Below are 13,128 nucleotides of genomic sequence, written 5' to 3'. Positions count from 1 at the left end.
GGCCGTTAGATATGATCCCGCAAGTTAATAAGATCTCGCAGTTTAATAGGCTTCCAACACCAGCTCTAACTGGCGACAGACGGGAGCTTGCGAGTGACACTGCAATCCCGGTTCTTGTCAAATTTTCATCACGGGACCTGCAGTTGTTGTATCAGGCGCAGCAGCAGTTTTCCGGCTACGAAAACCGGCTTATGAATGCATCGGCAGATCTGTTGGCCGTTTGTGGGACAATTGCGCGGATGCAACCGGCTGACAAGCTCGATGCGACCCACGTGGAACTCAAGCAGACAATTATTGATCTGAAATACAAGGTCGTTCAGCTGGACTATCCCCCTTCCGTAGCTGAGAACCTGTGCCTGTTATATGCGATTGTTTTAGACGAGTTCATCCTCTCAAGCCCCTGGAGCGCCAATAGAGGTTGGGAGAACTGGACGCTCGCGGCAGATTTATTTGGCTTTCGCGATGGCGGTGATCGCTTTTACAGCATTACCGAACGCGTGCTCATGCAACCAAAGGCACTGCGCGAACTCTTGGAGGTCATCTATACTTTCCTGAAGTTGGGTTACCGCGGAAAATACAAGCTTCAGGGAGAGACAGAGCGCAATCAGTTAATCGCAAGACTGGAAGCAAGCCTGACTATCCCTCTCATAACGAATGAGCAAAACGCCCCCTCTCAGGATTTGGATGAGCCTGCCGAACCCATTGTTGGGATTTCGAACACAGCAAAGTGCCTTCTGGCAGGTGCGGCGCTCATACTAATTTCCCTATCTAGTTGGACTTACACCGCATTCGAGCGCCAACAGTTGCGCGAGTACTTTGTACAGTCAGACATGGCACCAACAAAAGGTGCTGCCGCTCCACTCTTCAACGACTCCACACTCATCAATGGGAAAGGGTAACTATGACCCCGCTGCGTATTTTTCTTGGTGTTGTCGTTGTCGCAATATTCGGCCAACTCTTTCTTTCAACCTATCTGCTTGGCTACGGCTCGATCAGCGGGGTAACCGCGATCTATTGGATTGCTTCCCTCTTCCTCGTACCTTTCGTGATCGTCGGATTGGTGATTTCCTATTTCTGGAAGTTCAAGGGCAGGAAAATATGGAAGTCAGGCGGTCCCAAGGATCCTCTGCAAGAGGTGCGCACTCAGGCAAAATACCAGTTTTCCCATCTACGCACGCAAGCCCGGTCCATCAGCCACAAGCCAATGTCGGTCACGTGGAATCTGTTTCTGGCGGCCAAAAGTGATGATTATTCGACAACCATGGACGAGCTTAATTATCGTCCCACAGGTGAAGCGCTCCAACATGACGGCCTTACGGTAACAACCTGGAGCTCACCCACTGCGGTCGCCTACCGGATTGAGATAGATCCGGACCAAGGGCTGGATCTGGACCTGCTGACTGTCATCTTCAAACTGATCTTTACCCACCGCAGAAATCTCGCCGTTAATGCAGCCTTCGTGGAATACGATCTGGCAAGTTTGACCTCTCCGGCAAACCTGACAACAGATGCGATTTCATCCTTCAATAAAATACTGAACCAGGCCTATGACGTCTTTGGGCTTGAGATCCCTATACATTTTGTCATCCCCGGTCTGGAGAAAATGCCCGACCTGCATTTGGCCGCCGATCTCTCAGGCGCCTTTGACGATCAGGTCGTGTGGGGCGGCTTTCTGGACAAACAAATCACAAGTCCAAGCGCACGTATTGACCGCTTGTTCCAGGATTTCATCCGCACTGTAAGCCATCGTCAATTAAGCAGCTTGCAACGGATGTCGGAAACTGAGCCTTGCGCCGCCATCGTCAATACGCCTCTCCAGCTTGACCTTATTCGCGCTCAGGCCAACGAACTGCTGCTCCAGTTAATCAAGCCGATCCCACCGAAACAAAATCATCTCGACCTGCACAGCATTGCCTTTGTTGGCGCCAGTCAAAGCACGCCGACAACTGATCCGTTGGCTCAATTAACCGGCCAACGCTTTTTTCAGGAGCAGCCTCATCGCGGCGTCCCGATTTCCTGCGCGACCAGTGTGACTGCCGACAGCACCGCTTTGTTGGCTAATGCCTATCACCAGACACGCTACTTCGTGAAACAGAATGACCACCATTCAGCACGGATCAATCTGAAATCGAAAGTGGTCACTGTCCTGCTGTCTGCGCTCGTCATCTCCTACGGAGTTCTCTCATGGAAGAACGTGAGCGATTACCGTGGGATCAATGCAAGCACAATGAAGGTCTTTGAAGACTATCAAAACAAAGCCGATAGTTTTAGCAGCAGCACAGCAAGTCTGGCGGGCCGCATTCTTCTTCTCGGGCAGCTTCGTCAGAGCCTGGATGCCTATCAAAGTCTTGATATGTCTCGCTATCGCAAATGGCTTCCTGGCAACTCAATGCTCAGTGTTTACGCCAATTTTTATAATCAAGAACTTGAAGACGGGCTTACAGGCCTGCTCTCCGACAACTTGCAAAAACGCATGGTCGCTGCAAACGCCCGCGCAGATGACGGCAAACTAATGGACCTGCTAATCATCGCAGACCATCTAAACGACGGTTCGGCGGCCCACGCCCAACAGCTAGCAGGTTTCTTTACGCGTAATCTGGTTACTCAAGGCGAGATCTCGACAGTTTTCCATGATCGTTCGTTTGCTGTCTTGCAGGATCTTTTCCAGTTGAACCGCCCCATCACCATACAAAACGAACAACTGCACCAGTCTGTCGTCAGGCGCCTTTCAAAACAGGATCCGGAAGGACTGCTGTACGCCGCTCTCATGCAGAGCCCTAAATACGCCGATCCCGCCGATTTGCGCAGTCAGGTCAGTTCCAAATTTTCGCAGGTCTTTGCCCCTATTGCCGACGAGCAGAGTTACTTGGTGCCAAGAGCCTACACCCGTGGCGGATTTGCAGATTTATTTGAAAAAGATGCCCTGCCCGATCTCGCACCACTGCTCGCCGATTATCAAAACATCATCGAGCCACTCAACGCCACACAAATCAATGGCATCATGACAGGCGTCGCAGAGCGGTATGCAAGCGACTATATTGCAACCTGGGACGTATTCCTGCGCTCACTTTCTATAGCCACGACTGGGGAGTGGTCGAACGATCAGATCCTGATCAAGTCTCTGACAAGCACAACAAATAACCCCGTAATGAGTCTGGTGAATGCACTCGACTACAATGTGGGTCTGACCGAATTCAAAAGCCTTGAGGATAGTGCGGAGGATAAGTCCGGTTCACAGGGGCCCGTTGCCGATATTCAAGCACAGACAGCCGATAAGATTCATAGGGCGTTTACACCTTATCTATCTGCTGCAGCCTCCTCAAATGACAGCAAGACCCAGTTCGACCTTTTCCTTCAATATACGCGTGAGGCCTCAGGCTGGCTGGCAGAAGCCACAAGCGATGCCAACAACGCTGGACGTGTCCTCTTTGAGAAGTTCCAGGCTGAGGACCAAGCCAATCCGCTTTCCAAGCTGAACACGTTTGCTGCACGCTCCGAACTGGAACTGATCAGTAAATTGGGCCGCAATATTTCTGCAAGCCTGAATGATGCCGCCATGCAGCAGGTTTATGGTTATATTGACAGCCAATGGCAGCAGCAGATCTTGCAGCCCTACGGGAGACAACTGCGCGACAACTTCCCGTTCAATCGGTCCAGCCGCCAGGATCTTTCATTACAGCTGTTTACGCAGCTGTTCATGGGAGAGGGCGATTTACAGAACTTTGAAAACACCTACCTCAGCCGCTTTAAAAGCGAGGATGGCACTTACACATCCCAGGCCAATTTCCTGGTATCCGGTGGCGCTCAGCTTTCCGACCAGGCCGTTAGAACGTTGGATCAGCTTGGGCAAATACGGGATACCTTTTTCGTAGGTCAGGCCCCTGCCCTGTCATTCAAAGTTCGTGCGTCCTACCTGAACAATCTGTTCAGTAACCTGACCATTAGCTCCGGCCCAACGCTCTACCAATACCGGCATGGTCCACTTATCTGGAGCGAACAAAACTGGCCTGCTTCAGGCACAGAAAGCAATGGTCTGCGGCTCCAGATTTCCGGTCAGGGCATAACGACGCTCGAAGGCAACTTCGAAGGGCTGTGGTCCTGGTTTAGGTTGGCTTACAGCGGAACGACGCAGCTTGATCCATCAAATGGGATCGCGAAGACCAGCCTTTTCCAAAGATCAATCGACAATCAGCCCCGTGTATTAAACATGGTGTTTCAAGCAAACAGTCGATTTAACCCCTTCTCATCCAACTTCTTTTCAAGAGTTAATATTCCGAACAGTCTATTTTTTAGAGAAAAACACATTAGTTAAAGTATTTACCTGATGGGACAAAGCATAACTTAACTATAGATTTGTTGTTGGCACAAATAACACATGAAGGAGACTGAAATGAGACAAGTAGAAGGTATTAATTACCCACCAACTTCATCATCAATAAACGCGGATGTGGCTGAAGCAACAGCATGGGCGTTCGCAGGAGAAGTGGTGGGGGTGATTGGCTCTGAAGTTGCCAGTGAAGTTCTTTCAGCCGCTTCGCTAGCGCGTAGCATGTACAAAATTAGCCCTTTGGTCACGATGAAGCCGAACCCATTGTTCGAAGCATATGGTTTTGATGCCGACGAATTGAACATTTACAAATATGGCACGTGCAGCCCGGAGACCCAAAAATATCTCTTAAGGAGAAAGAAAAAGGATGCTGCCAAAACAGTCGGCAGCTATGGCGGAAAATTCGTACCCGTTCTCAATCCTGTAAAACTTATCAGAGGGTTGAATGGGACGGTGGCCTCCGGTCGTCATATCCATACTTTACATGCAATGCTTAAGAAATATCGGCAGTCTCGCGACATGAGCGAGATGATAGATATGGTGATGGATAATAAGAAGCTGAGCACAGGACATGCTGTGGCAACAGCGGTCTCGAGCGGGGCCCCAGGAGGCTCGGTTATTTCTGTGGGGACCGCTATCTCTAAAGGCGGCTACAAGTATCTGAATGCACAGAAGCTTATCTATTTTTCGACTTGGCTTCACTTTAAAGCTTATCGAGAAATGAGGATCGCCAGATTATTTGGAGGTACCTCTGGACCTCAGGGCCCGGCAAGTGACCTATTCTTTGAGTTATTTACTCGGCGAGGCTTCACAGCAGTATTCGGAAAATATGAAACAGCCAAAATAATGGCTGAACCATGCGGCTGGCAGGCTGTACATCAGAAGATGACGCACCTTGAATAGTTATTTGAACTAGACGTGCAAATGCCGGCTTCTTTAAGCGCATTCACTCTTTAGAGCGCATTTCACTTAATTCGTCAGATGCGCTCTAAAATACCGAAGAAACTAAGGAAGAAAACGACATGAGATTACCCGAAGGGATCGAATATCCCAAAAATACTTACGGTTATGATGACGCCTTAAAAGAGGTTGCCGAAGAAATGGCCTGGGAGGCTTCAGGTGCAATTGCGTCCGCTTTAGAAGGCCCGTTACCAGTAACAGTAGCTATGTCGCTTTGCAGGCTCGCTCGGGATACCTCCCAAAATGTTGGCGTTGACGAAATGGTGGCAAACCCGCTGTTCGCTGCCCATGGCTTAGAGGCCGACGAGATGAACTGGATCACATATGGAACCTGCAGCCCGGTAACTCAAAGATTTTTAAAGAAGAAGAAACATAAGGCAAATGCCAAATCGGCTGCAAATCAAGCAGGAAAATACGTAAAGATTATCAATCCTGCCAAGCTGCTTACCGGCGTGAATGCAACTTATTCATCGAGCCGGCATATTCATTCATTAAGAGCGTTACTGTCCAAGTACAGATCCTATCGGGATATGAGTGAAATGATAACAATGGTTCTCGACAACAAGAAGTTGAGCTGTGGCCATGCAATTTCTACTGCAATTTCAAGTGGTGTCCCATTTTCCGGAACGCCGGTAACTATGGCCAAGTCAATAAGTAAAACCAGCTACAAAGCTATGAATGGCCAGAAAGTAGTCTATTTTTCGATTTGGCTTCATTTTAAAGCGTGGCGCGAAATGCGAGTTGCCAGTTTCTTTGGGGGTACATCCGGGCCACAGGGGCCTGCAAGTGAGCTGTTTTTCGAAATATTCACGAGGCGTGGGTTTACATCACTGTTTGGGAAACATGACGTTATGGGTTTATTAAACGAACCTTGCGGATGGATGGCTCTACAAAAGAAAATGACGCACCTTGAATAGTTATACGAACTAGACATGCAAATGATAGATCTATGTAGCTTCGTATAAAACACAAGCTACATAGAAATAATACTCTATTCATGAATGGAAATACCGTGGGCGAGGAAAGTGAAACAAGTGCAACGCTTGATATCGATGGTACAACCTATGTAGTTGTCGGCGCGAAATTGGATGAATACATATCGCGTGTGCCTCGTTACGAAATAGTCGTTTTGGAGGGGGATACGTCCCTTTCGAACTTAATCGGAAAGGCTTGCCTTCTAAACTTCTCGCAGGCCATCCACATTGACGGAGTTACCCCGCGTACCTTTTCCGGCATAGTGATCGAAGCGAAACGAGTGTTGAGCGCGGACGGAACAACGCAGCTCGCATTGGTTGTCTCGCCTAAGTTTGGTGTATTGAGCTTGAGCCGCTACTCCGCCATCTACCAGAAAAAGAACACGCTGGATGTTTGGCGACAGGTGCTTAAACGCAATAAGCTGGATGACATTAAGCTCACCGGTAGTACAACCTCTCAGGTGCGCGAAACTTGCATTCAGTATGAGGAGAACGACCTCGACTTTTGCGAGAGATTGCTTGCAGAAGAAGGATATGTTTACTTCTTTTCTGATGGAAAAGATGCCGATAAGCTTGTCGTCCATAACCCATCAAACCCCTTTCCCTCCCCCGGTGGTACCGTCACGTTCGAGGATGTTCAGGGGATCGCCGACAAAGGCGTTTTTCAAGCAAGATCTCTAGAGCATCATCAGGTCTTTCGCCCAGCTACAACAGAATACGCGACCTACGACCCAGGTAAGGCTAAAACCGCAAAAAGCGGGACGAAGTCTTCTTCCTCGGTCACGTCCAGAGGAAAGCCTGTGGTGTATCGCTACGTTCCGCTTCCCCATGGGTCTACAAGTTCCGCGGTGCTAAAACGGTTTGCCGCTGCTGAGCAAACAGCGGAAGTTAGCATGCGCGGCACCACAGATTATCCGTCTTTGTATCTGGGCCAATCAGTCCAGCTCGCCTCCAGCGCAGCCAGCAAGTTTCCCAAAAAGCTCACGGTCGTCGGGTTCACCTACAATTGGCGACAGGGTGAAATACCCCTGGCAACATTTGAAGCCCTGCCCAGTGACATGCCGCTCCAACCCCCTTACAAACCCAAGCCAAAGATGGCGGGTGTCCATAACGCGATCGTGACGGGGGCAAAGGCGGGAGAGCCTGCCTGCGATGAACAAGGCCGCGTAAAAGTAAAATTCTTTTGGGATCTTTCCGATGCCACAGACAATACCTCCGGCTACATCAGAGTTGCAGAGAGCTTTGCTGGGAACGGAACAGGAAGCCTTTTCCTGCCCCGTGCCGGGCATGAGGTGCTGGTATCTTTCATCAATGCAGACCCCGATCTGCCTGTAATCACCGGCCAAATTTATAACGAGAAGAATAAGCCGCCCTTTGCAGCCCGAAACACCACCAAGTCGGGCATCATCAGCAAACTCGGGAAGAAAACCAATCAACTCGAGTTCGAGGATAAAAGTGGTTCCGAGTTATTAGGCTTGCGAGCGGCAAAAGATTTTGAATTGGAAGTCGAAGAAAATGTCGTCCGAAATATCAAAAAGCTCGATACAACCACCATTGGAGAGACGGCAAAACTCATCGTAAATAAAGACCATCTTACCGAGGTGAAGCAAAAAACAGAGCTATCGACCAAAGACAGGGTGGTGAAGACGTCTGGAACAGACGAGCTTTCCGCAAGACAGGTCGAGATCTCAGCTGATACCAAGATCGTCCTGAAAGTTGGATCCTCTAAAGTTGAAATCTCCAACAGCGGAGTAAAGATTTCGGCGCCGCAGGTCAGTATTGATGGAAAATCAAAAACCTCCATAAGCTCCAGTGGGCCCCTCAGCCTCAAAGGCCTTTCCTCAAAACTCGAAGCAACGACCAAGTGCGATGTAAAAGGCCTTCAGGTCAATGTTGCGGGACAAGTCCAAGTGGCGGTTAAAGCGCCCTTAGGCCAAGTCAGCGCCCAGGGGCCATTGATGCTCAAAGGCCTACCAATGATGATAAACTGAGGTCTTGGGTCAACATGAAAAAGATTCCGTATCTACAGGCACAAAAAATCCTTGAGCGCTTTGAGCTGGGCCCAGAGGCTCAATCCTTGATCGAGCCCACCGCAACACCGCTGGATGTGATGAACGAGCTCGTAAAACATCTGCACTTAGCGGACTACGTAAGTTTTGTGGCCCATGCCCTACCGCCCCGCGAGGGCATTTGCTGGGCGCTTGCTGTTCAGGAGGAGATGTCTATTGCAGATGTCCCCGACGCTGAGGGCATCCGCGGCCAGGTGCGCGATTGGGTACAAAAGCCAACTGAAGATTTGCGCCGTTCATTAATGGAGCTCGGCGAAAAGCTAGGCACGGACGGTCCGACAGGGTGGTTGTGTTTTGCAGTCGCCTGGAACGGTTCCGGGAGCATCGCGGATGCATCAGGTCCTGTGGTCCTCCCCCCCGCTTATTTGCATGCCAAAGCAATACTTGGAGCAATCGCTTTGGCTCCGGCAGAAACGACCAAGGACATCAAACAGCTACTTGATATGGCCCACCGCAATGCGCTCGCAGTTGCAGAAGGCGTATGGCCTGGAATGGAGGTGTAACATGCCCGGACTACCTGCCTCGCGCGTTACGGACATGCACGTATGTCCCATGGTAACCGGTATAATCCCGCACGTGGGAGGGCCAATCATGCCTCCCGGCCAGCCCTTATGTTTAATCGCCAAACTCCCGGCTGCCACCGCTACGGGAATGGCGACCTGCGTCGGCCCTCCCGACATAATCGCAAAGGGCAGCACAACATGCCTGATCTCAAAACTACCCGCCGTCCGCGTCGGAGACACCTGCGCCCACGGAGGCACAGTAATCCTCGGCAGCCCACTGTGCCTGGTTGGCGGATGATAAGTTCAGGCTGGAAAACAGCTGTGACTGCACGCCCAAATATGCACGTTCGGTCCAGTTAGGCCTAATAGGCGGGTAAGTAAGTATTTTTTGTCTTGGTATTGCGCCTGGTTTGTATAGTTTTATCATGGGTATAGCCGTCTTGGTTTACAGCCGACACAGATGAACTTCGTCCCAGTCTTCGAACACCTAGCAAACCTGCTCCGCTATGTCTAATAAGTGAAGCTACAAATAGCCTTCCTCCAGGCGTAATTCATGCGTGAATTCCGAAGAGCCGGTTGATGAAGGAGACTTCAGTTCCTCCGCCGACAGAGAGAAAGCAGGCATCAAACTATCCTTTCATAAACATCCGTATAACCGCAAAACCCTTAATGGTTGCAGCCACTGTTCTATTCGGCTGGAAGCCGAGCGTTGGTTAAAAACCGTTTGGCAGCAGCAGAGTTGCGGCAGGAGTAGAGCAGAAAATCAATGGTCTTGTCATGCTTGTTGATGCCCGGTAAAGATATTTCAATCGCCCTTTGATACGCACGTATGTTTCGTCTACCCGTTAAGAAAAAGATAAGCGGTTCTGATGCCGCAATGCTCGTTTCTCAAGTTCAGGGGCATTATGTTGTACCCACGGATAAAGTGTTGTGTGGTCCACATTCTCGCCGCCCTCTTTCAGCCTTTCCTCGAGGTCTCGATAGCAAATATCGTACTTACAGTACCATCACACGGCTCAAAGAATGATCTCTCCCATGAAATTGACGATACTTGAACTCTGACATTGCAAATCCCCATCAAGCAGGGCTCATGCAGCCGATGACCCAAAGTTTGCAACAAACCTGAAACTGCGAACTCAGAGTGAACTGCTTGCAACCCAAAAAGGCGTGAGTTGGGAACCGAATGAATTTTTGCGATACAACCCACTCGTCACAGTCACTGTTGGTTTGCTATTCTTCTCTAAATGCACGTACCATCTGCTCGGTAAAGGGTTTTATCAGATAAGAGAGCACCGACCTCTCGTCTGTCTGCAAATAGGCCTCAACTGGCATACCTGGCACAATGTCACGTCCCGTTATACGATTAAGTTGTTTGGCCGGCGATGCTAATAACACCCGGTAGAATGAGGTTCCGCTTACTTCGTCGAGGACAGCGTCTGCAGAGATGGTCAAGACAGTCCCTGTTAATTCTGGAGTGGTGCGCTGGTTGAATGCAGACAGTCGCATGCGTGCAGGTTGCCTGAGATAAACCTGATCAATAGAGGTTGGATCGATGCGGGTTTCGAATACAATTTCATCACTCGAGGGAATAACCTGTAGAATTGCCGCGCCCGGTGCTACTACACCGCCTATGGTCGACACTTGGATCTCATGAACGATGCCATCAGCTGGAGAGCGTACCTCCACGCGGTCCAGCTGTTTTTGTGTAGATATAATCTGTTGAACCATTTCTACAATAGATGTGTTGACCTCACGCAGTTCTGTGACCACTTCTTCGCGCACCTGCCGTTCGGCTAGCAGAATCTCAAGTTCAGTATCACGAATTGAATTAGCGATACGCGCAAGTTCTGCTGTATGTTCACCCAATTGTCCGAGCAGGTCTGACTGACTTCGCTGCATCGACAGTACTTGGCTTTTTCGGGTGTAACCGCGCTCGCTGAGTTCAACCAAACCTTTCAGCTCGATTTTCAACGAGGAAAGTTGCTCTTGCTTCGCTTTAATAAGAGCATTAATTCCCGTTATCTGATTACTATACTGACGGATTTTTTCTTCCAATTGTTCTCGGCGGCCCAACTGGACGTCCCGGCGGGACTCAAATATAACTTGCTGGCCAAGCTGGATCGAGGTCATGTCTTGCATTCTGAGTGTGGGAAGATCATTGCGGAACTCAACATGGTCTGATCCAATCTGTTCGGATCTGAGTCGGTCACGCAAAGCGGAAGCATTCGCCAAACGTGACTGATAGATCAGAAGATTAGCACGCAATTGTGTGTCCTCGAGGCGAATTAGCACCTCGCCTGCAGAAACTTTGTCGCCATCTGTTACTAGAATTTCTTTAATAACGCCCCCGTCAAGATGTTGAATAGTCTTTGGCTTACCCTGAACTATAACTTTGCCAGCTGCGATTACTGCTCCGTTAATCTGGGTGAAATGTGCCCATGCTACGGCACCCACCAACAAGCAAACACTCGCAAAAGCGCCTAAACTGCCCCAAAGGCGCATGCCAGTCTTGACGACAGGTGTCGTAGAGGAGGAAAACAATGCCATGTCTTTACATTGCCTCCGCTGCGACAGTAGACGTTAAACGTGTTGCTCTACGCATTACATCAGACTTATTGCCAAAGTCGACCACACATCCGTCATTAAGGACCATCAGCTTGTTTACGGCTGCAATCGCACTCGGACGGTGCGCCATCACGATAACGGTGCTGCCAGCTTGCCGCATTTCTGAAATTGCCTGAGTAAGAGCCGCATCGCCATCTGCATCAAGATTTGAATTCGGTTCGTCCAAAACAACTAGCTTTGGCATTCTGAAGAGCGCCCGCGCCAAACCAATTCGTTGGACCTGACCACCTGAAAGGATTGATGCGCCATACTCCAATCGCGTATTGTAGCCGTCCGGAAGTTTTAGGATTAATTCATGGACGCCAGCCAACTTCGTGGCTGCGATCAAATCATCATCGGATGCATTTGGATCAAAGCGAACAATGTTGTCACGGATGGTTCCAGCCAACAATTCTATTGTTTGCGGGAGATAGCCCACAAATCGTCCGAGAACGTCTGGTGCCCACTGGTCTAGCGTAGCACCGTCCAATCTTATTTCTCCAGAATCGGCAGGCCATGCACCAACCAGGAGCCGGGCCAGTGTGCTTTTTCCAGATGCTGAGGGGCCAATGATACCTAGAGCATCCCCGGGTACCAGGTCGAAGCAGATCTCCTGAATGATGGGTGGTCGCTCTGCCCGCTTCGCTTGACCCGGAGCGAATTTTGTCAAGCCACGTACAACAACTTCACCTTCTGGATCAGGCAAGTTGATCCGCTGTTTTGTCTCAGTACTGCCTTCCATGATCACCTTCAGGCGCCTGTGAGCCTCTCGTGCGCGCATTACGTTGCGCCACTGCCCAATTACCTGGTCAACTGGTGCCAAGGCACGTCCAGCTATGATCGAAGTTGCCACGATCATGCCTGGCGAAACCTCCTGTTTTAGTGCAAGGTAACCACCAAGAGCGAGTAGTGCTGACTGTAGTAACAACCTGAAGGCTTTCGAGAACGCTGTGTATGTTTCCGCCCGCTCGCTTGCAGTCTGCCCAGTGGCGAGCCCAGCTGTATGCATATCCTGCCAATAACTGCGGAGCTTGGTAGCCATACCTAGTGGAATTAAGGCAGAGCCGTTTCGATGCACTTGGTCGGTAAAATAACTTTCTGCGCTGTCCATACCCATTGCTTGAGCGAAACGGCGCTGCGTTGCAAATTGGTTTGCCAAGGCCATACTTATCACAACAATGGCTCCACCGAGTGCGAGTAACCCCAGCCAGGGATGGATTAAGAAAATGATCGCCAAGAACAGCGGGATCCAGGGCATATCGAAGAATCCGGTCATTGCCGGACTAGACAAAAAACCTCTGACAGTCGCGAGGTCATTCAGCGGGCGTGGCATTGTACCATGTGCATTCAGACCCGAATGTAACCAGACTTCAAACGCTGCTGGACCTGCAAACTGATCGAGCCGAAATGCAGCTCTTGAGAGCATCCGCGTTCTGAGCAGATCATAAAGTGCTAAGAAAAAATATGCAGCAACGACAATCACAAAAAGCCCTTGTAGTGTTGCAACTGAGCCGCTGGACAAAACCCGGTCGTAAAGTTGGAGCATGAACATCGGACCGGTTAACATCAATAGGTTTACGATCACACTAAAGAGGCCCACCACCGCGAACGCTGGGTACAGCCGCCTCAGCGCCTGTAGGTATGCATTCGAATCGCAGTCTATATTTAACTTCATTGGTTCTAGCCGATCA

General features: G+C 50.0%; 10 protein-coding genes. 7 read left to right on the top strand and 3 right to left on the bottom strand.

Translation table 11 applies throughout. The features are described from left to right. The first annotated feature begins 11 nt into the window (after positions 1–11). From icmH to IE076_RS22150, 7 genes are all read left to right on the top strand, one after another. Positions 12–899, top strand: coding sequence for a type IVB secretion system protein IcmH/DotU (icmH, locus tag IE076_RS22940; protein ID WP_244649753.1), 888 nt, complete (start codon positions 12–14; stop codon positions 897–899). Between the two features lie 2 nt (positions 900–901). Continuing rightward, positions 902–4,312, top strand: a complete 3,411-nt coding sequence (locus IE076_RS22175) for an ImcF-related family protein (RefSeq protein WP_308936443.1) — start codon at positions 902–904, stop codon at positions 4,310–4,312. 78 nt (positions 4,313–4,390) lie between these two features. Continuing rightward, positions 4,391–5,230 carry a hypothetical protein gene (locus IE076_RS22170; protein WP_189438979.1) on the top strand — a complete coding sequence of 280 codons (840 nt, stop codon included), beginning with the start codon at positions 4,391–4,393 and terminating at the stop codon, positions 5,228–5,230. 119 nt (positions 5,231–5,349) lie between these two features. Then, positions 5,350–6,204, top strand: a complete 855-nt coding sequence (locus tag IE076_RS22165; protein WP_189438978.1) for a hypothetical protein — start codon at positions 5,350–5,352, stop codon at positions 6,202–6,204. Positions 6,205–6,299: 95 nt separating this feature from the next. Next, the gene (locus IE076_RS22160; RefSeq protein ID WP_189438977.1) at positions 6,300–8,252 is read left to right on the top strand and encodes a type VI secretion system Vgr family protein; all 1,953 of its coding nucleotides are present in this window, start codon (positions 6,300–6,302) and stop codon (positions 8,250–8,252) included. A gap of 14 nt (positions 8,253–8,266) precedes the next feature. After that, positions 8,267–8,833, top strand: coding sequence for a DUF6931 family protein (locus IE076_RS22155; RefSeq protein WP_189438976.1), 567 nt, complete (start codon positions 8,267–8,269; stop codon positions 8,831–8,833). A 1-nt stretch (position 8,834) separates the two neighbouring features. Further along, positions 8,835–9,131 (top strand): PAAR domain-containing protein, encoded by a 297-nt coding sequence (locus IE076_RS22150; RefSeq protein ID WP_189438975.1) that lies wholly within the window; start codon positions 8,835–8,837, stop codon positions 9,129–9,131. A 415-nt stretch (positions 9,132–9,546) separates the two neighbouring features. Here the strand turns inward: IE076_RS22150 and IE076_RS22935 are convergent, their stop codons facing one another. The 3 genes from IE076_RS22935 to IE076_RS22140 all read right to left on the bottom strand — a co-directional run bounded on the left by IE076_RS22935 (position 9,547) and on the right by IE076_RS22140 (position 13,112). Continuing rightward, a complete protein-coding gene (locus IE076_RS22935; RefSeq protein ID WP_244649752.1) occupies positions 9,547–9,660 on the bottom strand; it encodes a hypothetical protein in 114 nt (37 codons plus the stop codon). Between the two features lie 403 nt (positions 9,661–10,063). After that, entirely contained in the window at positions 10,064–11,380 is a 1,317-nt protein-coding gene (locus tag IE076_RS22145) for an HlyD family type I secretion periplasmic adaptor subunit (protein WP_189438974.1), read from the bottom strand. Between the two features lie 4 nt (positions 11,381–11,384). After that, positions 11,385–13,112, bottom strand: coding sequence for a type I secretion system permease/ATPase (locus IE076_RS22140; RefSeq protein ID WP_189438973.1), 1,728 nt, complete (start codon positions 13,110–13,112; stop codon positions 11,385–11,387). Positions 13,113–13,128 lie beyond the last annotated feature (16 nt).

The organism is Pseudovibrio japonicus, from assembly GCF_014651595.1.
In the GTDB taxonomy this organism is placed as follows: Bacteria; Pseudomonadota; Alphaproteobacteria; order Rhizobiales; family Stappiaceae; genus Pseudovibrio; species Pseudovibrio japonicus.
The sequence above is the reverse complement of the archived record's forward strand: the minus strand, read 5'-3'. Positions and strand labels throughout refer to the sequence as shown.

What these genes read in the sequence shown, in the direction of transcription:
- icmH (WP_244649753.1), top strand. Translation starts at nt 12, where the DNA reads ATGATCCCGCAAGTTAATAAGATCTCGCAGTTTAATAGGCTTCCAACA.
- IE076_RS22175 (WP_308936443.1), top strand. Translation starts at nt 902, where the DNA reads ATGACCCCGCTGCGTATTTTTCTTGGTGTTGTCGTTGTCGCAATATTC.
- IE076_RS22170 (WP_189438979.1), top strand. Translation starts at nt 4,391, where the DNA reads ATGAGACAAGTAGAAGGTATTAATTACCCACCAACTTCATCATCAATA.
- IE076_RS22165 (WP_189438978.1), top strand. Translation starts at nt 5,350, where the DNA reads ATGAGATTACCCGAAGGGATCGAATATCCCAAAAATACTTACGGTTAT.
- IE076_RS22155 (WP_189438976.1), top strand. Translation starts at nt 8,267, where the DNA reads ATGAAAAAGATTCCGTATCTACAGGCACAAAAAATCCTTGAGCGCTTT.
- IE076_RS22150 (WP_189438975.1), top strand. Translation starts at nt 8,835, where the DNA reads ATGCCCGGACTACCTGCCTCGCGCGTTACGGACATGCACGTATGTCCC.
- IE076_RS22145 (WP_189438974.1), bottom strand. Translation starts at nt 11,380, where the DNA reads ATGGCATTGTTTTCCTCCTCTACGACACCTGTCGTCAAGACTGGCATG.
- IE076_RS22140 (WP_189438973.1), bottom strand. Translation starts at nt 13,112, where the DNA reads ATGAAGTTAAATATAGACTGCGATTCGAATGCATACCTACAGGCGCTG.